Annotated in this window: 17 protein-coding genes; 16 read left to right on the top strand and 1 reads right to left on the bottom strand. The window is 70.0% G+C overall.

The window, feature by feature from the left end:
* Positions 1 to 233: 233 nt before the first annotated feature.
* The 12 genes from typA to AB0M16_RS04565 all read left to right on the top strand — a co-directional run bounded on the left by typA (position 234) and on the right by AB0M16_RS04565 (position 15,636).
* On the top strand, positions 234 to 2,135 hold the full coding sequence (typA, locus tag AB0M16_RS04620) for a translational GTPase TypA (protein WP_365338656.1): 1,902 nt from the start codon (positions 234 to 236) through the stop codon (positions 2,133 to 2,135).
* A gap of 471 nt (positions 2,136 to 2,606) precedes the next feature.
* Positions 2,607 to 4,244 carry an ABC transporter substrate-binding protein gene (locus tag AB0M16_RS04615; RefSeq protein ID WP_365338654.1) on the top strand — a complete coding sequence of 546 codons (1,638 nt, stop codon included), beginning with the start codon at positions 2,607 to 2,609 and terminating at the stop codon, positions 4,242 to 4,244.
* Positions 4,245 to 4,417: 173 nt separating this feature from the next.
* Positions 4,418 to 5,350: an ABC transporter permease gene (locus AB0M16_RS04610; protein WP_365338758.1), complete on the top strand. Its 933-nt coding sequence runs from the start codon at positions 4,418 to 4,420 to the stop codon at positions 5,348 to 5,350.
* Complete coding sequence (locus AB0M16_RS04605; protein WP_365338652.1) at positions 5,343 to 6,296, top strand: ABC transporter permease; 954 nt, start codon at positions 5,343 to 5,345, stop codon at positions 6,294 to 6,296. Before AB0M16_RS04610 ends, AB0M16_RS04605 begins: the two co-directional genes overlap by 8 nt.
* A gap of 11 nt (positions 6,297 to 6,307) precedes the next feature.
* Positions 6,308 to 7,363 carry an ABC transporter ATP-binding protein gene (locus tag AB0M16_RS04600; RefSeq protein WP_365338650.1) on the top strand — a complete coding sequence of 352 codons (1,056 nt, stop codon included), beginning with the start codon at positions 6,308 to 6,310 and terminating at the stop codon, positions 7,361 to 7,363.
* Positions 7,356 to 8,465, top strand: a complete 1,110-nt coding sequence (locus AB0M16_RS04595) for a dipeptide ABC transporter ATP-binding protein (RefSeq protein ID WP_365338648.1) — start codon at positions 7,356 to 7,358, stop codon at positions 8,463 to 8,465. The genes AB0M16_RS04600 and AB0M16_RS04595 overlap by 8 nt, the downstream gene beginning before the upstream one ends.
* A gap of 203 nt (positions 8,466 to 8,668) precedes the next feature.
* Positions 8,669 to 10,297: an ABC transporter substrate-binding protein gene (locus AB0M16_RS04590; protein ID WP_365338646.1), complete on the top strand. Its 1,629-nt coding sequence runs from the start codon at positions 8,669 to 8,671 to the stop codon at positions 10,295 to 10,297.
* Between the two features lie 108 nt (positions 10,298 to 10,405).
* Positions 10,406 to 11,329, top strand: coding sequence for an ABC transporter permease (locus AB0M16_RS04585; RefSeq protein ID WP_365338644.1), 924 nt, complete (start codon positions 10,406 to 10,408; stop codon positions 11,327 to 11,329).
* A complete protein-coding gene (locus AB0M16_RS04580) occupies positions 11,322 to 12,338 on the top strand; it encodes an ABC transporter permease (protein WP_365338642.1) in 1,017 nt (338 codons plus the stop codon). The genes AB0M16_RS04585 and AB0M16_RS04580 overlap by 8 nt, the downstream gene beginning before the upstream one ends.
* 6 nt (positions 12,339 to 12,344) lie before the next feature.
* Entirely contained in the window at positions 12,345 to 13,328 is a 984-nt protein-coding gene (locus AB0M16_RS04575; protein ID WP_365338640.1) for an ABC transporter ATP-binding protein, read from the top strand.
* Positions 13,321 to 14,445: a dipeptide ABC transporter ATP-binding protein gene (locus AB0M16_RS04570; RefSeq protein ID WP_365338638.1), complete on the top strand. Its 1,125-nt coding sequence runs from the start codon at positions 13,321 to 13,323 to the stop codon at positions 14,443 to 14,445. Before AB0M16_RS04575 ends, AB0M16_RS04570 begins: the two co-directional genes overlap by 8 nt.
* A gap of 231 nt (positions 14,446 to 14,676) precedes the next feature.
* A complete protein-coding gene (locus tag AB0M16_RS04565) occupies positions 14,677 to 15,636 on the top strand; it encodes a hypothetical protein (RefSeq protein ID WP_365338636.1) in 960 nt (319 codons plus the stop codon).
* 3 nt (positions 15,637 to 15,639) lie between these two features.
* Here the strand turns inward: AB0M16_RS04565 and AB0M16_RS04560 are convergent, their stop codons facing one another.
* On the bottom strand, positions 15,640 to 17,820 hold the full coding sequence (locus tag AB0M16_RS04560; protein WP_365338634.1) for an alpha/beta fold hydrolase: 2,181 nt from the start codon (positions 17,818 to 17,820) through the stop codon (positions 15,640 to 15,642).
* Positions 17,821 to 17,976: 156 nt separating this feature from the next.
* Between AB0M16_RS04560 and AB0M16_RS04555 the strand changes: the two genes are divergently transcribed.
* From AB0M16_RS04555 to AB0M16_RS04540, 4 genes are all read left to right on the top strand, one after another.
* On the top strand, positions 17,977 to 18,171 hold the full coding sequence (locus AB0M16_RS04555) for a hypothetical protein (protein ID WP_365338632.1): 195 nt from the start codon (positions 17,977 to 17,979) through the stop codon (positions 18,169 to 18,171).
* Positions 18,172 to 18,212: 41 nt separating this feature from the next.
* The gene (gene mshB, locus AB0M16_RS04550) at positions 18,213 to 19,112 is read left to right on the top strand and encodes an N-acetyl-1-D-myo-inositol-2-amino-2-deoxy-alpha-D-glucopyranoside deacetylase (protein WP_365338630.1); all 900 of its coding nucleotides are present in this window, start codon (positions 18,213 to 18,215) and stop codon (positions 19,110 to 19,112) included.
* 95 nt (positions 19,113 to 19,207) lie between these two features.
* On the top strand, positions 19,208 to 19,525 hold the full coding sequence (locus tag AB0M16_RS04545) for a DUF6113 family protein (RefSeq protein WP_365338756.1): 318 nt from the start codon (positions 19,208 to 19,210) through the stop codon (positions 19,523 to 19,525).
* A gap of 841 nt (positions 19,526 to 20,366) precedes the next feature.
* Entirely contained in the window at positions 20,367 to 21,896 is a 1,530-nt protein-coding gene (locus tag AB0M16_RS04540; protein WP_365338754.1) for a hypothetical protein, read from the top strand.
* Positions 21,897 to 21,926: the final 30 nt, after the last annotated feature.

The following is a 21,926-nucleotide window of genomic DNA, read 5'->3' as shown; positions in this document are numbered from 1 at the left end:
AATTTCCTTGCCCGTCGGCGACCCCGGCGGGCAGGATCACGTCGGCCCCTTGACCCGGTCGCATGATCTTCCCCACACCCTGAAACCTCCTAGTAGAACCTCTCGGATCCACTCCGGGGAAGCCCCTTGCGCGGCAGCCCCGTACCATAGGACATAGCCGTGGCGCGTCCGCCCGGCGGGCGTAAGAGGAACTGACGCCGATTCCCACGATCCGAGAGAAGCGCAAGCCACCCATGCCCACGCGCCACGACATCCGTAACGTCGCCATCGTCGCCCACGTCGACCACGGCAAGACGACCATCGTCGACGCCATGCTCAAGCAGGCCGGTGCCTTCGCCGCCCACCAGCAGCTCGACGACCGCATGATGGACTCGAACGACCTGGAGCGTGAGAAGGGCATCACGATCCTCGCCAAGAACACGGCGGTGAAGTACCACCCCAAGGACGGCGGGGCCCCGATCACGATCAACATCATCGACACCCCCGGCCACGCCGACTTCGGTGGCGAGGTCGAGCGCGGTCTGTCGATGGTCGACGCCGTCGTCCTCCTGGTGGACGCCTCCGAGGGTCCGCTCCCGCAGACCCGCTTCGTGCTGCGCAAGGCCCTCCAGGCCCGCATGCCCGTCATCCTCTGCATCAACAAGACGGACCGCCCGGACTCCCGGATCGACGAGGTCGTCAACGAGACCTACGACCTCTTCCTCGACCTGGACGCCGACGAGGACCAGATCGAGTTCCCGATCGTCTACGCCTGCGGCCGTGACGGCATCGCCTCGCTGACCAAGCCGGAAGACGGCACCGTCCCGGCGGACTCCACCAACCTGGAGCCGTTCTTCTCCACGATCCTGGAGCACGTCCCGGCCCCGACGTACGAGGAGGACGCGCCGCTCCAGGCCCACGTCACCAACCTCGACGCCGACAACTTCCTCGGCCGCATCGCGCTGCTCCGCGTCGAGCAGGGCGAGCTGCGCAAGGGCCAGACGGTCGCGTGGATCAAGCGTGACGGCTCGATCTCGAACGTCCGCATCACCGAGCTGATGATGACCGAGGCGCTCACCCGCAAGCCGGCCGAGGTCGCGGGCCCCGGTGACATCTGCGCCGTCGCCGGCATCCCGGACATCATGATCGGCGAGACCCTCGCCGACCCCGAGAACCCGGTCGCGCTCCCGCTGATCACGGTCGACGAGCCTGCCATCTCCATGGTCATCGGCACCAACACCTCCCCGCTGGTCGGCCGCGGCGGCACCGGCAAGGGCGCGGACGCCAAGGCCGCGGTCAAGGACCGCAAGGTCACCGCCCGCCAGGTCAAGGACCGTCTGGACCGCGAGCTGATCGGTAACGTCTCGCTCCGCGTCCTCGACACCGAGCGTCCGGACGCCTGGGAGGTCCAGGGCCGTGGTGAGCTCGCGCTCGCCATCCTGGTCGAGCAGATGCGCCGCGAGGGCTTCGAGCTCACCATCGGCAAGCCGCAGGTCGTCACCAAGGAGGTCGACGGCAAGGTCCACGAGCCCGTCGAGCGCATGACGATCGACGTGCCCGAGGAGCACATGGGTGCCGTCACCCAGCTCATGGGTGTCCGCAAGGGCCGCATGGACAACATGTCGAACCACGGCTCCGGCTGGGTCCGCATGGAGTTCGTCGTCCCGTCCCGTGGCCTCATCGGCTTCCGTACGGAGTTCCTGACCCAGACCCGCGGCACGGGCATCGGCCACTCGATCCACGAGGGCCACGAGCCCTGGTTCGGCACGCTGACCACCCGTAACAACGGCTCGCTGGTCGCCGACCGCGCCGGTGCCGTCACCGCCTTCGCGATGACGAACCTGCAGGAGCGCGGCGTGCTGTTCACCGACCCCGGCACCGAGGTGTACGAGGGCATGATCGTCGGCGAGAACTCCCGCTCCGACGACATGGACGTGAACATCACGAAGGAGAAGAAGCTCACCAACATGCGCTCCTCCTCCGCCGACTCCTTCGAGGCGATCGTCCCGCCGCGCAAGCTCTCCCTGGAGCAGTCCCTGGAGTTCTGCCGCGACGACGAGTGCGTCGAGGTGACCCCGGAGGCCGTGCGCATCCGCAAGGTCGTCCTGGACCAGAAGGAGCGCAGCCGCTCCGCCTCGCGCGCCAAGAACGCCTGACGCGAAGCGTTTGAGCGAAAGCTCACATCAAGGGCCCGGCCCCCTGCACACTGTGCGGGGGGCCGGGCCCTTTCGTGCCGCCGGCGGGCTTCCTGAGCGGCCGGGAGACGCGTCCGTTGTCAACGTTTCGTCAACCACATTTAGCAGGCCGGGCGTCCGGATATCGGTCGTCGCTCTCCGGAACGTGTGTTAACGGTCCGTTTCGTCGCTGTCTGTCTGTGCTCGCTTTGTCCGGATTTCGGTCTTCGGCGGGGTCCTGATGTTGTCAAAACGAGACCACTTAAGTGTGGTTTACAGCCCGGACGTACTTAATAGTTGGCTCCATTGAGCTCGGGTCAATGGGTCACGCACTGTGGGGAGTGCCGACTCACGAGCACACTCGGGGCACTTGAGTGCAACGCCGTCAGGGGTGTCGGCAGAACTCGAAGTGCCTCTCTTGTAGTGACAAGTGGACTCATGAGGAGGAACCCCATGCGCGGTGCCAAGAGCGCCAAGTGGGTAGCGGGCGCGATCGTTGTCGCCCTGGCAGCGACCGCCTGTGGCGGGGGTAAGGGCGGCAGCGGCTCCGACGCCAAGGGCGAGGTGGACCCGAACGGGATCTTCTCGGTCGAGCTCGGCGAGCCGGAGAAGCCGCTGCTCACCGGTGACACGATGGAGTCCAACGGCTCCGCGGTCATGGCCGGTCTGTTCTCGACCCTGGTCGACTACAAGGCCGACGGCTCGCTGGAGATGATCAACGCCGAGTCGGTCACCACGACCGACTCCAAGACGTGGACCGTCAAGCTCAAGCCGGGCTGGACCTTCCACGACGGCACCCCGGTCACGTCCAAGTCCTTCGTGGACGCGTGGAACTGGAACGCCAACGTCAAGAACGCCCAGGGCCTCGCGTCCTGGTTCGCCGACATCAAGGGCTTCGACAAGGTCCACCCCGAGGCCGAGGGCGCCAAGCCGTCCGCGGACAAGCTCGAGGGTCTGAAGATCGTCGACGACAACACCTTCACCATCGAGCTGAACAGCGCGGTTCCGTACTTCGCGCACAAGCTCGCCTACATCGTCTTCGCTCCGCTCCCGGACTCCTTCTACAAGGACCCGGTCGCCGGTGGCCAGAAGCCGGTCGGCAACGGTCCCTACAAGTTCAAGAGCTGGGACCACAAGAAGTCGATCGAGATCTCTCGCTTCGACGGCTACAAGGGCCCGAACAAGGCGAAGAACGGCGGTGTGGTCTTCAAGAACTACACCACCCTCGAGGCCGCGTACGAGGACCTGAAGTCGGGCAACGTCGACGTCCTGCGTCAGATCGCCCCGAAGGACCTCCCGGTCTACCGTGCGGACCTCGGCGACCGTGCCGTGGACCAGGCGTACTCCGCCATCCAGACCATCGCCGTCGCCTTCTACGCCGACCAGTGGAAGAAGCCGAAGCAGATCGACCCGCGCGTCGTCCAGGGTCTGTCCATGGCGATCGACCGTGCCACCATCACCAAGACGGTGCTGAACGGCACGCGTGAGCCCGCGACCGGCTGGGTCGCCAAGGGCGTCCTCGGCTACCAGCCGAACGCGGTCGAGGTCACCAAGTTCGACCCGGCCAAGGCCAAGGAGCTCATCAAGGCCGGCGGCGGCGTCCCCGGCAACAAGATCTCCATCCAGTACAACGCCGACGGTGGCCACAAGGAGTGGGTGGAGGCTGTCTGCAACTCCATCCAGCAGGCCACCAGCGTCCAGTGTGTCGGTGACGGCAAGCCGGACTTCCAGGCCGACCTGACCGCTCGTAAGACGAAGCAGGTCAAGTCCCTGTACCGCTCCGGCTGGGTGCTCGACTACCCGGTGAACGCCAACTTCATCTCGGACCTGTTCCGTACGGGTGCGGGCGGCAACCAGGGCGACTTCTCCAACAAGGAGCTGGACGCCAAGATCGCGGCCGCCGACTCGGCCAAGACGCTCGACGAGTCGGTCAAGGCGTACCAGGCCATCGAGAAGGACCTGGTCAACTACATGCCGTCGATCCCGCTCTGGTACTACAAGGTCAACGCGGGCTACTCGGAGAAGGTCTCCGGCGTCGCTTACGGCCAGGACGGCGACCCGATCCTGACCGGCGTCGAGGTCAAGAAGTAATCACCCAAGCGTAGTCCGCTCGCCGTCGCGCGGGGCTGACGGATCGTCAGCCCCGCCGCGGTGCCTTACGCAGTGGCTGGGGGGCCCTTCCGCGACATCGTCATGCCCAGATCCGGGCAGGCTGTCGAGGGAGGGCCCGTCGGCTGCGGCCGTCACATCTCAACGGAGGCATGATGGGGCGCTATGTCGCACGACGACTGCTCCAGATGATCCCGGTTTTCCTCGGGACAACCCTGCTGATCTTCCTCATGGTTCACAGCCTGCCCGGTGACCCCGTGCTGGCGATGTTCGGTGACAAGGGGGCAGATCCTGCGACCCTGGCCGCGAAGCGCCATGAGCTGGGTCTCGACAAGTCGCTGCCGGAGCAGTACTTCGTCTACATGCGGGACATGATCCTGCACCTGGACTTCGGCACCCAGATCCGCAACGGGCGGCCGGTGACCGAGGTGCTGGGTGAGGCGTTCCCCGTCACGCTCCAACTGGCCCTGCTGGCCTTCACCTTCGAGCTGATCTTCGGTATCGGCCTCGGCATCATCGCCGGTCTGCGCGCCGGCCGCCTGGCCGACAACGCCATCCTGATCTTCACGCTGCTGATCATCTCGATCCCGGTCTTCGTGCTCGGCTTCCTCATCAAGATGCAGTTCGCGTTCAACCTGGGCTGGATCGCGCCGAACGTCTCCACCGAGCAGAACTGGGACGAGCTCATCGCCCCGGCGATCGTGCTCGGCGGTCTCTCCCTCGCCTACGTGGCGCGTCTGACCCGGACCACCATGGCGGAGAACCTGCGCGCCGACTACATGCGCACGGCCATCGCCAAGGGTCTGCCGAAGCGCCGCATCATCGGTGTCCACCTGATGCGCAACTCGATGATCCCGGTCATCACCTTCCTCGGCACCGACATCGGCGCCCTCATGGGCGGCGCGGTCGTCACCGAGAAGATCTTCAACATCAAGGGCATCGGCGGTCTGATCGCCGAGTCGATCTCCCGTCGCGAGGGCACCACCCTGGTCGGCCTCGTCACCATCCTGGTGATCGTCTACCTCGTCACCAGCCTGCTCATCGACCTGCTGTACGCGGTCCTGGACCCGAGGATCCGTTATGCCTGACGTGACCAAGACCGCGGCCACCGTCGAGGACGCCGTCGCCGCGCCCTCGGTCGACGCGCCGGCGTCGGCCCCGAAGTCGGAGAAGGCCCGCAGCCTCTGGGGCGACGCCTGGTCGGACCTGCGCCGCAACCCGTACTTCCTCGTCTCCGCGGTGATGATCTTCTTCCTGCTGCTCATCGCCGCCGCCCCGAGCCTGTTCACCAGCGCCTCGCCGACCAGCGGCGACCTGGTGAAGCACTTCCTGGGCAAGCCGGAGCTCGGCAACATCGGTTCGCCCGAGTGGCTCGGTTACGACGGCCAGGGCCGTTCCGTGTACGCCCGCCTGATCCACGGCACCCGTGCCTCGATCATCGTCGGCGTCTGCGTCACCGCGATCGTCACGATCTTCGGTGGCCTGATCGGCATGCTCGCCGGCTACTTCGGCGGCGTGCTCGACGCGGTCCTCTCCCGGATCACCGACATCTTCTTCGGCATCCCGTTCCTGCTCGGCGCCATGGTCGTGCTGCAGTCCTTCACCGACCGCACCGTCTGGGTCGTCGTCGGCGCCCTGGCGTTCCTCGGCTGGACCCAGATGGCCCGCGTCATGCGCGGTGCCGTGATCACGGTCAAGCAGGCCGACTACGTCCACGCCGCCACGGCCCTCGGCGCCGGCACCACGCGGATCCTGTTCCGGCACATCCTGCCGAACGCCATGGCTCCGCTGATCGTCGTCGCGACCATCTCGCTCGGCGGCTACATCTCGGCCGAGGCGACCCTGTCCTACCTGGGTCTGGGCCTTGCCTCGCCGACCGTCTCCTGGGGCGTCGACATCTCCACCGCCGTCGACCAGATCCGGGTGGCCCCGCACATCCTGCTGTGGCCCTCGATCATGCTGAGCATCACCGTGCTGGCATTCATCATGCTCGGCGAAGCAGTCCGCAACGCCCTCGACCCGAAGATGCGCTGAGGAGGGCGAACGTGACCATCATCGACAACACCGCGACGGTCCCCGCGCCGCGCGACGGCGACCACACCGGTCCGCTGCTCGAAGTCCGCGACCTGCACGTCGAGTTCCACACCCGTGACGGTGTGGCCAAGGCGGTCAACGGCGTCAACTACTCGGTCAACGCCGGTGAGACGCTGGCCGTGCTGGGCGAGTCCGGCTCCGGCAAGTCCGTGACGGCCCAGGCCATCATGGGCATCCTCGACATGCCGCCCGGCAAGATCCCGCAGGGCGAGATCTTCTTCCGCGGCCAGGACATGCTCAAGATGTCCAACGAGGAGCGCCGGAAGATCCGCGGCCGGAAGATCGCCATGATCTTCCAGGACGCGCTGTCCTCCCTGAACCCGGTCCTCTCCGTCGGCTACCAGCTCGGCGAGATGTTCCGCGTGCACCACGGCCTGTCCAAGAAGGACGCCAAGGTCAAGGCCATCGAGCTGATGGACAAGGTCAAGATCCCCGCCGCCAAGGCGCGGGTCTCCGACTACCCCCACCAGTTCTCCGGCGGTATGCGCCAGCGCATCATGATCGCCATGGCGCTGGCCCTGGAGCCGGACCTGATCATCGCGGACGAGCCCACCACGGCGCTCGACGTGACCGTCCAGGCCCAGGTCATGGACCTCCTCGCGGAGCTCCAGCAGGAATACAACATGGGTCTGATCCTGATCACCCACGACCTCGGCGTCGTCGCCGACGTCGCGGACAAGATCGCGGTCATGTACGCCGGCCGCATCGTGGAGCAGGCGCCGGTGCACGAGCTGTACAAGCGCCCGGCCCACCCGTACACCCGCGGTCTGCTCGACTCGATCCCGCGCCTGGACCAGAAGGGCCAGGAGCTCTACGCGATCAAGGGCCTCCCGCCCAACCTGCTGCGCGTGCCCACCGGCTGCGCCTTCAACCCGCGCTGCCCCAAGGCCGACGACATCTGCCGTACGGAGATCCCGGCCCTGGCGCCGGTCACCGAGCAGAACGGCGCCGAGCTGCCGGGCCGCAAGAGCGCCTGCCACTTCTGGAAGGAGACGATCCATGGCTGAGCTGAGCAAGACGAACGAGGCCGGGGCCGTGTCCGAGGCGGAGGCCGTAGCCGCCATCGAGGCGCCGATCCAGCGCGGTGAGCCGATCCTCCAGGTCCGCGACCTGAAGAAGCACTTCCCGCTCACCCAGGGCATCCTGTTCAAGAAGCAGGTCGGTGCGGTCAAGGCCGTGGACGGGGTCTCCTTCGACCTCTACCAGGGCGAGACGCTGGGCATCGTGGGCGAGTCCGGCTGTGGCAAGTCCACGGTCGCCAAGCTCCTCATGAACCTGGAGCGGGCCACCGCGGGCGAGGTCTTCTACAAGGGCCAGGACATCACCAAGCTGTCCGGCCGCGCCCTGAAGGCCGTCCGCCGGAACATCCAGATGGTGTTCCAGGACCCGTACACCTCGCTGAACCCGCGCATGACGGTCGGCGACATCATCGGCGAGCCCTTCGACATCCACCCCGAGGTGGCCCCGAAGGGCGACCGGCGCCGCAAGGTGCAGGAGCTGCTCGACGTCGTCGGTCTGAACCCCGAGTACATCAACCGCTACCCGCACCAGTTCTCCGGCGGTCAGCGCCAGCGCATCGGCATCGCCCGCGGCCTCGCGCTCAACCCGGAGATCATCATCTGCGACGAGCCGGTCTCCGCCCTGGACGTGTCCGTCCAGGCGCAGGTCATCAACCTGATGGAGAAGCTGCAGGACGAGTTCAACCTGTCCTACATCTTCATCGCGCACGACCTGTCGATCGTCCGGCACATCTCGGACCGCGTCGGCGTGATGTACCTGGGCAAGATGGCCGAGATCGGCACGGACTCCCAGATCTACGACCACCCGACCCACCCGTACACCCAGGCGCTGCTCTCCGCGGTGCCGGTGCCGGACCCGGAGGCCCGCGCGCACCGCGACCGGATCATCCTCACCGGCGACGTGCCCTCGCCGGCCAACCCGCCGTCGGGCTGCCGCTTCCGCACCCGCTGCTGGAAGGCCCAGGACATCTGCGCCACCGAGACGCCGTTGCTCGCGGTGCCGCAGCGCTTCCAGGGTCTGGACACCCCGGCCGCGCACGAGTCCGCGTGCCACTTCGCCGAGGAGAAGGACGTCGTGCACGCGAGCTGACGTCCCCGAGCGCCGTCCGGCGCACCGGAGCACGGAAGGCCCCCGCCGCCCGCAAGGGCGACGGGGGCCTTCCCGCGTCCGGAGTGCCCCGGGCCGTCCGGGTCGCCCGGGGCCGGTTCATCCGGACGCCATAAAAGTGCACTCCCGTCAATATCGGGTGATATTGGGGCGAAGTCATACTGAGGACATTCGGGAGGCACTCCATGCGCGGAGCCACGCACGCCAAGTGGGCCGCTCTGGCCACCGCCGTCGCCCTCGCGGCGACCGCCTGCGGAGGTGGCGGCGACAGCGGCGGCGGCGGAGGCGCGGACGGCGTCGTGAGCTCCTCGTGGGGCGACCCGCAGAACCCGCTCGAACCGGCGAACACCAACGAGGTGCAGGGCGGCAAGGTCCTCTCCATGATCTTCCGCGGGCTCAAGCAGTACGACCCGAAGACGGGCGCGGCCCAGAACATGCTCGCCGAGAAGATCGAGAGCACCGACTCGATCAACTTCGCCATCACGGTCAAGTCCGGCTGGACCTTCTCCAACGGCGAGAAGGTCACCGCCAAGTCCTTCGTCGACGCCTGGAACTACGGCGCGAGCCTGAAGAACAACCAGAAGAACGCGTCCTTCTTCAGCGCCATCGAGGGCTACGACCAGGTCCACCCCGAGCAGGGTGAGCCGAAGGCCACGACCATGTCCGGGCTCAAGGTCACCGGCGAGCAGACCTTCACGGTCAAGCTGACGCAGAAGTTCTCGACCTTCCCCGACACCCTCGGCTACGCGGCCTTCTCCCCGCTGCCCCAGAGCTTCTACACGGACCACGCCGGCTGGCTGAGCAAGCCCGTCGGCAACGGCCCGTACACCATCGACTCCTACTCCAAGGGCTCGCAGATGGTCCTCAAGAAGTGGGACGGCTACCCGGGCACCGACAAGGCGCAGAACGGCGGCATCACCCTCAAGGTCTACACCGACAACAACACCGCCTACACCGACCTCACGGCCGGCAACCTCGACCTCGTCGACGACATCCCCGCCTCGCAGCTCAAGAACGTCTCCGCCGACCTCGGCGACCGCTACATCAACACCCCCGCCGGCATCATCCAGACGCTCTCCTTCCCGTTCTACGACCCCGCGTGGAACAAGCCCGGCCAGGAGAAGCTCCGCACGGGCCTGTCCATGGCGATCAACCGTGACCAGATCACGGAGACGATCTTCCAGAAGACCCGCACCCCCGCCGTCGACTGGACCTCACCGGTGCTCGGTGAGGCCGGCGGCTTCAAGAACATCTGCGGCGACGCCTGCACGTACAACCCCGCCGAGGCCAAGAAGCTGGTCGCCGAGGGCGGCGGCATCCCCGGCGGCACGATGACCATCTCGTACAACGCCGACACCGGCTCCCACAAGGAGTGGGTGGACGCCGTCTGCAACTCCATCAACAACGCGCTCGGCAACAACAAGGCCTGCGTCGGCAACCCGATCGGCACCTTCGCCGACTTCCGCAGCCAGGTCAGCACCCAGAAGATGAAGGGCCCGTTCCGCGCCGGCTGGCAGATGGACTACCCGCTCATCCAGAACTTCCTCCAGCCGCTGTACTACACCAACGCCTCGTCCAACGACGGCAAGTACTCGGACCCCCAGTTCGACAAGCTGATCAACCAGGCCAACGCCGAGTCCGACATCCCGAAGGCCGTGGGGCTCTTCCAGCAGGCCGAGGAGGTCCTCAAGGGCGACATGGGCGCCATCCCGCTCTGGTACCAGAACGGCAGCGCCGGCTACTCGGACCGGGTCGAGAACGTGACGCTCAACCCGTTCAGCGTCCCCGTCTACGACCAGATCAAGGTCAAGTGACGCCTCAGCAGGCCGTACCGGCCGGCGGCGTACGGCCCGGCCCGCGGACCCCCGCGCCGGGCCGTGCCGCTTTCCCGGCCTACCTCCCCACCTTCCCTGGAGGCTTCCATGGGTCGCTATGTGATCCGGCGGCTGCTGCAGATGATCCCCGTCTTCTTCGGCGCCACGCTGCTGATCTTCCTGATGGTGAACGTGATGGGCGACCCCATCGCCGGCCTGTGCGGCGACCGCGCCTGTGATCCCGCCACCGCCGCCCAACTGGAGAAGGAGTTCGGCCTCGACAAGCCCGTCTGGCAGCAATACCTGACCTACATGGGCAACGTCTTCACCGGCGACTTCGGCACCGCCTTCAACGGCCAGCCCGTCACCGAACTGATGGCCAGCGCCTTCCCCGTCACCATCCGGCTCACCATCGTCGCCATCCTCTTCGAGATCGTCATCGGCATCACCCTCGGCGTCGTCACCGGCCTCAAGCGCGGCCACCCCGTCGACACGTCGGTGCTGCTGCTGACCCTGGTCGTCCTCTCCATCCCGACCTTCGTGACCGGCCTCCTGCTCCAGCTGCTCCTCGGCGTCGAATGGGGCTGGATCAAACCGGCCGTCTCGCCCGAGGCGCCCTTCAGCGAGCTGATCGTCCCCGGCCTCGTCCTCGCGTCCGTGTCGCTCGCCTACGTCACCCGGCTCACCCGCACCTCCATCGCCGAGAACAAGCGCGCCGACTACGTCCGCACGGCCGTCGCCAAGGGCCTGCCGCGCCGCAGGGTCGTCACCCGACACCTGCTGCGCAACAGCCTCATCCCCGTGGTGACCTTCATCGGCGCCGACATCGGCGCGCTCATGGGCGGCGCCATCGTCACCGAACGGATCTTCAACATCCACGGCGTGGGCTACCAGCTGTACCAGGGCATCGTCCGCCAGAACACCCAGACCGTCGTCGGCTTCGTGACCGTCCTCGTCCTGGTGTTTCTCCTGGCCAACCTGCTGGTCGACCTCCTTTACGCCGTCCTTGACCCGAGGATTCGCTATGCCTGAGCCCGAGCCGTTTGAGCCGCTTGAGTCGTACGGCGAGGAGGGGCGCGCCATCGCCTCGACCGGTGCCGGGGGTGCGGCCGACCTCGGCACCGCCGAGGCCGAGACACTGGAGAAGAGCCTGGAGAACGGCCCCGACACCGGCCCGGACGCCGGCCCGGACAAGAAGCCGCGCTCGCTGTGGTCCGACGCCTGGCACGACCTCCGGCGCAACCCGGTCTTCATCATCTCCGGGCTCGTGATCCTCTTCCTCGTCGTCATCTCCATCTGGCCCCAGCTGATCGCCTCCGGAGACCCCCTCGACTGCGACCTGTCCAAGGCCCAGGAGGGCTCCCAGCCCGGCCACCCCTTCGGCTTCAACGGGCAGGGCTGCGACGTCTACACCCGGGTCGTCTACGGCGCCCGCACCTCCGTCACCGTCGGCGTCTGCGCCACCCTCGGTGTCGCGATCCTCGGCGGCATCCTCGGCGGGCTCGCCGGCTTCTTCGGCGGCGCCTGGGACGGCTTCCTGTCCCGGATCACCGATGTCTTCTTCGCCATCCCCGTCGTCCTCGGCGGCCTGGTGCTCCTCTCGGTCGTCACCAGCTCCACCGTCTGGCCCGTCATCGGCTTCATGGTGCTGCTCGGCTGGCCGCAGATCTCCCGCATCGCCCGCGGCTCCGTCATCACCGCCAAACAGAACGACTACGTCCAGGCGGCCCGGGCGCTCGGCGCGTCCAACTCCCGGATGCTGATGCGGCACATCACGCCCAACGCGGTCGCCCCCGTGATCGTCGTCGCGACCATCGCGCTCGGCACCTACATCGCGCTGGAGGCGACCCTGTCGTACCTCGGCGTCGGCCTGAAGCCGCCGACCGTGTCCTGGGGCATCGACATCTCCTCGGCCTCGCAGTACATCCGCAACGCCCCGCACATGCTGCTCTGGCCGGCCGGCGCGCTCGCCGTCACGGTGCTCGCCTTCATCATGCTCGGCGACGCGGTGCGCGACGCCCTCGACCCCAAGCTGAGGTAGCCGACCATGCTGCTCGAAGTGCACGACCTGCACGTGGAGTTCCACACCCGCGACGGGGTGGCCAAGGCGGTCAACGGCGTCAACTACTCGGTCGACGCGGGGGAGACCCTGGCCGTGCTCGGCGAGTCCGGCTCCGGCAAGTCCGTCACCGCCCAGGCCGTGATGGGCATCCTCGACGTGCCCCCAGGGAAGATCACCGGCGGCGAGATCCGCTTCCAGGGCCAGGACCTGCTCCAGCTGAAGGAGGAGGAGCGGCGGAAGATCCGCGGCGCCAAGATGGCGATGATCTTCCAGGACGCGCTGTCCTCCCTCAATCCCGTCATCAGCGTCGGCGACCAGCTCGGCGAGATGTTCCAGGTCCACCGGGGCATGTCCCGGAAGGACGCCAAGGCCAAGGCCATCGAGCTGATGGACCGGGTCCGCATCCCCGCCGCCAAGGAACGGGTCGGCCAGTACCCGCACCAGTTCTCCGGCGGCATGCGCCAGCGCATCATGATCGCGATGGCGCTCGCTCTCGAACCCGAGCTGATCATCGCCGACGAGCCCACCACGGCCCTCGACGTCACCGTCCAGGCCCAGGTCATGGACCTGCTCGCCGAGCTCCAGCGCGAGCTCAACATGGGCCTCATCCTCATCACGCACGACCTCGGCGTGGTCGCCGACGTCGCCGACAAGATCGCCGTGATGTACGCGGGGAAGATCGTCGAACAGGCGCCGGTGCACGAGATCTACAAGGCCCCCGCCCACCCGTACACCAGGGGCCTGCTGGACTCCATCCCGCGCCTGGACCAGAAGGGCCAGGAGCTCTACGCCATCAAGGGCCTGCCGCCCAACCTCCTCGCCATCCCGTCCGGCTGCTCCTTCAACCCGCGCTGCCCGCTCGCCCGGGAACGCTGCAGGACCGACGAGCCGCCGCTGTACGACGTCACCGAGTCGCCCGTGCCGCGCACCAGCGCCTGCCACTACTGGAAGGAGTGCCTCCATGGCTGAGGCGATTCTCCAGGTCCGCGACCTGGTCAAGCACTATCCGCTGACCCAGGGCATCCTCTTCAAGAAGCAGGTCGGCGCGGTCAAGGCGGTCGACGGGGTCGACTTCGACCTCGCCGCGGGCGAGACGCTCGGCATCGTCGGCGAATCCGGCTGCGGCAAGTCGACCGTGGCGAAGATGCTGGTCAACCTGGAGAGAGCGACCTCCGGCACCATCTCGTACAAGGGCGACGACATCACCAAGCTCTCGCCGAGGGCGCTCAAGGCCGTCCGTCGCAACATCCAGATGGTCTTCCAGGACCCGTACACCTCGCTCAACCCGCGCATGACCGTCGGCGACATCATCGGCGAGCCCTACGAGATCCACCCCGAGGTCGCCCCCAAGGGCGACCGCCGGCGCAGGGTGCAGGACCTGCTCGACGTCGTCGGCCTCAACCCCGAGTACATCAACCGCTACCCGCACCAGTTCTCCGGCGGCCAGCGCCAGCGCATCGGCATCGCGCGCGGGCTGGCCCTGCGGCCCGAGATCATCGTCGCCGACGAGCCCGTCTCGGCGCTCGACGTGTCCGTGCAGGCCCAGGTGGTCAACCTGCTCGAACGCCTCCAGGACGAGTTCAGCCTCTCCTACGTCTTCATCGCGCACGACCTGTCCATCGTCCGCCACATCTCCGACCGGGTCGGCGTCATGTACCTCGGCAGGATCGTGGAGATCGGCAGCGACGCCGAGATCTACGACCACCCGACCCACCCCTACACCCAGGCGCTGCTCTCGGCGGTCCCGGTGCCGGACCCCGAGGCGCGCGAGCACCGCGAGCGGATCATCCTCTCCGGTGACGTGCCCTCGCCGGCCAACATCCCCTCCGGCTGCCGCTTCCGCACCCGCTGCTGGAAGGCGCAGGAGCGCTGCGCCCTGGAGGTCCCGCTGCTCGCCGTCCCGGCCGTCTTCCGGCTCACCGACTCCCCGGCGAAGCACGACTCGGCGTGTCACTTCGCGGAGGAGAAGCAGGTGGTGCCGCCGGAGAGCGAGTCGGACACCGGATCCGATGCGGGGCCGACGGACAAGGGATCCACTCCCGGACCGGATGCCCCCGGATCGGATCCTGGATTCGAAACGCCGTGACGCGCAGGCCCTCACCGCGCAGACCCTTAACGCGCAGGCAACTTCACTGAATTGGATCCGATATACGGACGCGGAAAGCTGCACAACGTACGGCCGTGCGGGTGCCGTTGGGCCGGTCGGGGCGCGCCATGTCGCCCCGACCGGCCACCCCGCCGCCCGACTTGACGCACACTCCTCCCGCATATGCGGAACCGCTTGTTTCGGCCCTCGGCGACCGTGAGTATCGGCCCCGTGACTGTGACACGAACGGCACGTCTCACCGGCGCCGCCCTGTGCGCCGCGCTCGCCCTCGTCATCGTCGTCTGGCTGCTGCGCGACCTCGCGGTCCTCGGACCGAGCACCGAACTCCTCTGGTCCTGGGCCGGCGACCACGGCTTCCGGCTCCACGCCGGCGTCGCCACCTCGCTCGTCGACCCGCTGCTGCTCGTCGCCTACGTCACCACCGCCCTCACCGCCCTGCGCTCCTCCCTCGCCGGGCCCGCGCTCGCCGTCACCGGTCTCACCACCCTGGCGCTGCGGCTGCCCGGACTGTGGGCCTCCGGCGTCGAGGAACTCGTCACCGCCCTCCTGAGCCTCGCCCTCGGCGGCGCGCTCGTCGTCACCGCCGCCGCCGGCCGCAGCGACGACCGCACCGGGCCCGGCGAAGGACCGGACGTCCCCCCGGCCCCGCCCGGGCACGACCCGGCCCGCACCGGACCCGTCGTCACCGCCGGGATCCTGTGCGCGCTCGCCGGGCTGGTCTGGGCCGCCTGGGAGCTGCGCCGGGCGACGCTGCTGCCCGGTGACCACACCGTCAGCCGCTTCACCGGCGGGCGCTCCCTGCTGCTGCCCGCCCTCGCCGTCCCGCCCGGCTGGCTGAACGCCGTCCTGGTCCTGCTCCTCCTCGCCGCCGCCGGCAGCGCCTTCGCCCGCGCCGGCCACGCCCGGCCGCTCGGCCTGCTCGCCGGGCTGCTGCTCGCCGGCGTCGGGGCGAGCGGGGTGGCGGCCGCCCTGCGGACCGACTGGCACACCTTCGTGCCCGAGCCGGGCCTCTCCTCCGTGGCCTACGACCTCGCCTCCGGCTACGCGCTGCTCACCGGACTCGTCGTCATGGCCCTGCTCGGACGGCCGGGGCGGGCGCGCCGCGTGCCGTACCGCCCCACCGCCGCCCTGCCCCCGGCGCCGCCGTCCCGGCGCCCGCCCGGCTGGTGACGCCTACCGGTCGAGACCCAGCGACCGCCGCAGGAAGTCGACCTGGAGCAGCAGCAGGTTCTCCGCCACCTGCTCCTGCGGCGTCATGTGCGTGACCCCCGACAGCGGCAGCACCTCGTGCGGCCGGCCCGCCGCGAGCAGCGCGGAGGACAGCCGCAGGGCGTGCGCCACCACCACGTTGTCGTCGGCCAGACCGTGCACGACCATCATCGGCCGCGCCGGCTCCCGCGGTTCCGTCAGACCGGCGTCCGACAGCAGCGAGTTCGCCGCGTAGACCTCGGGCTCCTCGTCCGGGCGGCCCAGGTAGCGCTCGGTGTAGTGGGTGTCGTACAGCCGCCAGTCGGTGACCGGGGCGCCCACCACGGCCGCGTGGAAGACCTCGGGCCGGCGCAGCGCCGCGAGCGCGGCCAGGTAGCCGCCGAAGGACCAGCCGCGGATCGCCACCCGCCCGAGGTCCAGCGGGAACCGTCCGGCCAGGTCCCGCAGGGCCTCGACCTGGTCGTCGAGGGAGAGCGTGAGGTCCCGGCTGATCGCCTTCTCCCAGCCGGGGGAGCGACCCGGCATGCCCCGCCCGTCGGCGACGACCACCGCGAAGCCCTGCTCGGCGAACCACCGGGACGTCAGATGCGGGTTGTGCGCGGCGAGCACCCGCTGCCCGTGCGGGCCGCCGTACGGATCCATGAGGACCGGCAGCGGTCCGTCGCCCTCCGTCCAGCCCGAAGGCAGCAGCACGGCGCAGGGGATCCGCCGCGCGCCCGCCTCGGTCAGCCGCACCCCGGCCGAGAGCGCCGGCCGCTGCGCGTACGAGGCGACCTCGGCGATCCGCTTCCCGTCCCGCAGCACCCGCGTCACGCTGCCCGGCGCGTCCGCCCGGGCCGAGGACAGCACCGTCACCGCGCCCGACCGCACCGCCCCGTGCACGCCGGCCGCGTCGGACACCCGCTCCACGCTCGGGGCGCCGTCGGCCGCGTACCCGACCCGGTACACATGGACCTCACCGACCTCGGACGCCTCCGCGGCCTCACCCGCCGACGCCGAGATCAGGACATCTTCCGCGCCGACGTCCAGCACCGCCCGCACCTGGAGCCGCGCGTCCGTGAGTGCCCGGTCCCCGACCGCGAGCACCCGGGCGCCGCCCTCGGCCGCTTGGTCCTCGATGCGCACCAGCCGCCCGTCCGGAGTCCACGCCGGCACGCCGGTGAAGAGCTCCAGCCACACAGGGTCCTCGTCCACGCGCACCGTCCGCGTCGCCCCCGACTCCGGGTCGACCGCCAGGTACGCCTGCGTCCGCTGGTCCCGCGCCTGGACGAGCAACAGCGGCGGCCCGTCGGCCCCCCACTGGACCCGGGCCAGGTACGGGAAGGCCTCCCGGTCCCACACCACCTCGGTGCGGTTTCCGGACAGATCCACGACGAGCAGACCGACCTCCGCGTTGGGCGTCCCCGCCGCCGGGTACGCCACCGCCTGCGGCTCCCGGTCCGGGTGCGCCGGATCCGCGATCCACCAGCGCCGCACCGGCCGCGCGTCCGCCCGCTCCACCAGGAGCCGGTCCGAGGTCGGCGCCCACCAGAAACCCCGGGAGCGGCCCATCTCCTCCGAGGCCACGAACTCCGCGAGCCCGTAGGTGACCCCCTCCGCCTCCGGCTCCGCGAGCGCCCGGTCGCCGGAGCCGTCCGCCCCGGTCACCCGCAGCGCCCCGCCCGCCGCGTACGCCACGAACCGTCCGTCCGGCGACGGCCGCGGGTCGACCACCGGCCCCGGCACCGGTAGCTCGCGCGCCGTGCCCACCCGCAGCTCCACCGTGAAGAGCCGCCCCGACAGCGCGAAGGCCGCCAACTCCACGGCCCCGTCCACCGCGTAGCCCACGATCCCCGCGGACCCCTCCCGGCTGCGCTCCCTGCGGGCCCGCTCCTGCGGCGACAACTCCTCGGCGGCGCCCGCGAGCAGCGCCCCGGGATCCGCCGCGAGCCGCTCCGCCGCGCCGCCGGGGCCGGCCGCCTCCTCGATGTCCAGCACCCACAGCCCGTGCGACCGGTCCGTCCCCGAACCGGAGCGGAGGAACACCACGCGCCCGCCGTCCGGCGAGACGCTGAAACCGCGCGGGGCACCCAGGGTGAAGCGCTGCGTCCGGGCGTACTGGCGCGGGAACGAGACGGATGAGGACTGCTCCTGTGGCGAAGTCATATGACCGAAACTAGCGTCCGTGCGCCCCCTCATGCCCCCGTACACCGATCGATGCGATGGCACGGATAGTTATGATCCGTAGCGCTAGGTGGGTATGCATCCACCAGGCACATGCCAACCGAACGTCCGACCGAAGAAGTGTGGAGGTGAACCGCCGTGGCACTCTCGATTTCGGCGGTGGTGCTGCTGGCGATCGTCGTCTTCCTGCTGATCCGGAAATCCGGGCTCAAGGCTGGGCATGCGGCGGTCTGCGCGCTCCTGGGCTTCTACCTGGCGAGCTCGTCCATCGCCCCGTCCATCAGCACGCTCACCACGAACGTGGCGAGCATGATCGGCGGCCTGAAGTTCTGACCTGCCGGTCTTTCCATGGCCCCGCCTCGTAGGGTGGGGCCATGACGGTTCTCCCAGCCCGTCGTCTGCTCCTGGTGCACGCGCACCCGGACGACGAGTCGATCAACAACGGCGCCACCATGGCCAGGTATGCGGCCGAGGGCGCCCTCGTGACCCTGGTGACCTGCACCCTGGGCGAGGAGGGCGAGGTCATCCCGCCCGAGCTCGCCCACCTCGCGCCGGACCGGGAGGACCGGCTCGGCGAACACCGCGTCGGCGAACTCGCCGCCGCGATGAAGGAGCTGGGCGTCACCGACCACCGCTTCCTCGGCGGCCCCGGACGCTTCCGCGACTCCGGAATGATGGGCGTCGAGCAGAACCGGCGCGACAACGCCTTCTGGAACACCGACGTGGACACCGCCGCCCCCCACCTCGTCGAGGTCGTCCGCGAGACCCGCCCGCAGGTCCTCGTCACCTACGACCCCGACGGCGGCTACGGCCACCCCGACCACATCCAGGCCCACCGGGTCGCCATGCGTGCCGCCGAACTCGCCGCGGACCCCGCCTACCGGCCCGAGCTCGGCCCGGCCCACCGCATCGCCAAGATCTACTGGAACCGGGTCCCGCGCCCGGTCGCCGAGGCCGGCTTCGCGCGACTGGCCGCCGAGGGTTCCGTCTTCCCCGCCGACGCCGTCATCGACGACGTGCCCGGCGTCGTCGACGAGGCCCGCGTCACCACCGAGATCGCCGGCGAGGAGACGTACGCGGCCCGCAAGAGCGCCGCGATGGGCGCCCACGTCACCCAAGTCGCCGTCGACGGACCCTTCTTCGCCCTCTCCAACAACCTGGCCCAGCCGATCTTCACCACCGAGTACTACGAGCTGGTCCAGGGCGAGTCCGGCGCGCCCACCGGCGAACGCGAGACCGATCTCTTCGCGGGAATCACGGAGGCGGGCGAGTGACCGCGCGGCAGCAACCCGCCCGGCCGGGGCGCGTCGAGCACCCCGCGCACAGCACCGGGGAACTCGCTCCCCGTGCCCGGTACGCCTGGTATGTCGTGCTCGTCGTCCTCGGGGCGCTCGTCGGCGCGGCCGGCTCGCTCGTCCAAGCCGCGTGGTTCCCCGCCGGGTTGCTCCTGGCCCTGCTCGGCTCCGCCGCCGTCTTCTACGGCGGTCGGCGCGCCACCGGCAACCAGGTCGGTGTCGCCGCGGCCGGCGGCGGCTGGCTGGTCGCCATCGTGCTGCTCAGCTTCGGACGCCCCGAAGGCGACGGCCTGTTCGGCGGCGGCGTCGGCGAGATGGTGTTCCTGCTCGGCGGCATGGGTGTCGCTGTGATGTGCGCCACGATGACCCGGCTGTACCGACCGGCCCCGTGAGCAGGCCGACTTGACCTGGCCGCTGTCCTGACTTCGGCCGGAATGCCCGTGGCGGATCCACGCCGGGTCGGGTACGGATCGGCGGCGGCCAGTATGGTGGTGCGCGCCGCCGACCGCCCGGATCACCACGAGCATCAGCAAGAGCGGGCGGCGGAGCCAACCGGGAGATCCTGCTTTGAGTCGTGAAACTGGTCGAGAGACTGACAGTTCGTCCTCCGGCGCCCAGGCGCGCGGTGGGGCCGCGTACCCCTCGGGCACCCCGCCGTACGGCCTCCGCGGTGGCCAGGAGGCGGCGGAGGAGGCCGCGGCCTCCGGGCCGCCCGAGGAGCCCAAGACCGAAACCACGCTGACCACCCGCATCCGGATCAACATCCCGGGCTCCCGGCCGATCCCGCCCGTGGTCGTCCGCAAGCCGGTCGGCGACGCCCAGGCCGCTGCCGGCGCCGACGTCACGGTCCCGGTCGCCGAACCGCAGGTCGCCCCCGAGCCCGTACGGCCGGAGCCCGCGCCCGAGCCGGAGCCCGTGGCCCCGCCCGAGCCGGCGGCGCAGGCGGAGGACAAGGCGACCAGCGACTGGTTCGCGCCGCGCAAGCCGTCCGCGCCGAAGCCCGCCGCGGCCGCTCCGGCCCTGGGCCCGGGCCCGGCGGCCCCCGCCCCGGCCGCCCCGGCCGCCCCGGCCGCCCCCGGCTCCGGCTTCGCCGGTTCCGCGTCCGACGGCGTCCCGTCGGTCGGCAGCACCACCCAGAGCATGCCGGTCATCACCCCGCTCGCCGGCGGGGCCCCCGCCGGCGGTGCTCCGGTGTACGACGAACTGGGCGGCACGCAGGCCGCCGGCACCCCGATGTACGGCGGCCCCGGCGGCTCGCCGACGTACGAGGGTGCCGGTCACACGCCGGCCGGTGGCACGCCGAGGTACGACGGAGCGGGGCACACGCCGGCCGGTGGCACGCCGATGTACGACGGCGGGCCCGGCGGCACCCCCGCGGGCGGAATCCCCCGCTACGACGGCCAGGGTGCCCCCGCCAACCCCCTCTACGACAGCGGCCCCGGCCACACCCCGGCCGGCGGCACCCCCGTCGCCGGCGCGGCGATGGCCCCCACCGGCCCGACCACCGGCCCCGTCACCGGCAGCAGCCCGGTGGTCGGCCCCGACCACCCGCGCGGCGCTGCCCGGCGCGGGGGGCTGCCGAACCGCGGCCAGCAGCCGCCGCGCATGTCCGACGACACCGCGGTCCTCACGCCCCAGCCCGCGGCCCCCGTGCCGGGCCCGGCCGGCGAGCAGGGCCACGTCTCCGGCTCGACCCTCACCAGCGGCATTCCGGTCGTCCCGCCCGCCGGGCCGGACCTGACCCCGCGCATCCCCGAGCGGACCGAGCCCCCGGCGCCGCCGAAGCCGGCGCCCGCGCCGGCCAGGCCGGCGAAGAAGCAGCGTTCCAAGCTCGTCCTGGCCGGTGCCGGCGTGGTCGGCCTGCTCGGCATCGCCTACGGCGCCGGACTCCTCCTCGACCACTCCGACGTGCCCAAGGGGACCACGGTCCTCGGCGTGGACATCGGCGGCGGCACGAAGGAGGAGGCCGTCGCCAAGCTGGAGGCGGCGCTGGGCAAGCGTGCCCACGCGCCGCTGCAGCTCGACATCGGCGGCAAGAAGGCCGAGCTGGCCCCCGACAAGGCGGGCCTCGCGCTGGACGCCCAGGAGACCGTGCGCGCGGCGGCCGGCAGCGACTACAACCCGGTCAGCGTCATCGGCTCCCTCTTCGGCGGCGAGCGGGTCGCCCGGCCGGTCTTCCCGATCGACGAGGAGAAGCTCGGCGTCGCCCTCACCGACCTGGCGGGCAGCTCCGGCTCGGCCACCGAGGGCACGATCGTCTTCTCGCCGGGCAAGGTCACCGCGGTCGAGGGCAAGCCGGGCAAGGGCCTGGACGTCCAGCGCTCGATGATCGCCGTCAAGGACGCGTACCGCGCCCAGGTCGAGACCGGTCACCCGAACACGGTGGAACTCCCCGTGACCACCCGCCAGCCGACCATCACCAAGGCGGAGCTGGACCGGGCGATGGAGGAGTTCGCGCAGCCCGCGATGTCCGGCAAGATCAAGATCAAGGCGGGCGGGAAGTCCATCGACTTCGGCCCGGCGAAGTCCCTGCCGAAGATCCTCTCCATGAAGGCCGTCGACGGGCGCCTGGTGGAGGTCTACAACAAGCAGGCGATCGACGAGCTCCTCGACGGCGTCTTCGCCGGCATCATGATCACCAAGGCGGACGGCACCAAGCACGAGGTGTCGGCCGACGACGTGGCCTTCGTGATGCGGGACGCGCTGCGCGGCAAGACGGTGGCGGAGCGGACGAAGACGATCGACCTGTCGGGCGAGGGCTGACCGACCGGACGACGCGCGTACGCGAACGGG

Source organism: Streptomyces sp. NPDC051921, assembly GCF_040680975.1.
GTDB lineage: Bacteria > Actinomycetota > Actinomycetes > Streptomycetales > Streptomycetaceae > Streptomyces.
Note: the sequence above shows the minus strand (reverse complement) of the source record. Positions and strands in the feature narration are given on the sequence as shown.

Coding starts and splice junctions, on each gene's coding strand:
- typA (WP_365338656.1), top strand. CDS start 234: ATGCCCACGCGCCACGACATCCGTAACGTCGCCATCGTCGCCCACGTC.
- AB0M16_RS04595 (WP_365338648.1), top strand. CDS start 7,356: ATGGCTGAGCTGAGCAAGACGAACGAGGCCGGGGCCGTGTCCGAGGCG.
- AB0M16_RS04585 (WP_365338644.1), top strand. CDS start 10,406: ATGGGTCGCTATGTGATCCGGCGGCTGCTGCAGATGATCCCCGTCTTC.
- AB0M16_RS04605 (WP_365338652.1), top strand. CDS start 5,343: ATGCCTGACGTGACCAAGACCGCGGCCACCGTCGAGGACGCCGTCGCC.
- mshB (WP_365338630.1), top strand. CDS start 18,213: ATGACGGTTCTCCCAGCCCGTCGTCTGCTCCTGGTGCACGCGCACCCG.
- AB0M16_RS04560 (WP_365338634.1), bottom strand. CDS start 17,820: ATGACTTCGCCACAGGAGCAGTCCTCATCCGTCTCGTTCCCGCGCCAG.
- AB0M16_RS04575 (WP_365338640.1), top strand. CDS start 12,345: ATGCTGCTCGAAGTGCACGACCTGCACGTGGAGTTCCACACCCGCGAC.
- AB0M16_RS04610 (WP_365338758.1), top strand. CDS start 4,418: ATGGGGCGCTATGTCGCACGACGACTGCTCCAGATGATCCCGGTTTTC.
- AB0M16_RS04590 (WP_365338646.1), top strand. CDS start 8,669: ATGCGCGGAGCCACGCACGCCAAGTGGGCCGCTCTGGCCACCGCCGTC.
- AB0M16_RS04570 (WP_365338638.1), top strand. CDS start 13,321: ATGGCTGAGGCGATTCTCCAGGTCCGCGACCTGGTCAAGCACTATCCG.
- AB0M16_RS04615 (WP_365338654.1), top strand. CDS start 2,607: ATGCGCGGTGCCAAGAGCGCCAAGTGGGTAGCGGGCGCGATCGTTGTC.
- AB0M16_RS04580 (WP_365338642.1), top strand. CDS start 11,322: ATGCCTGAGCCCGAGCCGTTTGAGCCGCTTGAGTCGTACGGCGAGGAG.
- AB0M16_RS04540 (WP_365338754.1), top strand. CDS start 20,367: ATGTACGGCGGCCCCGGCGGCTCGCCGACGTACGAGGGTGCCGGTCAC.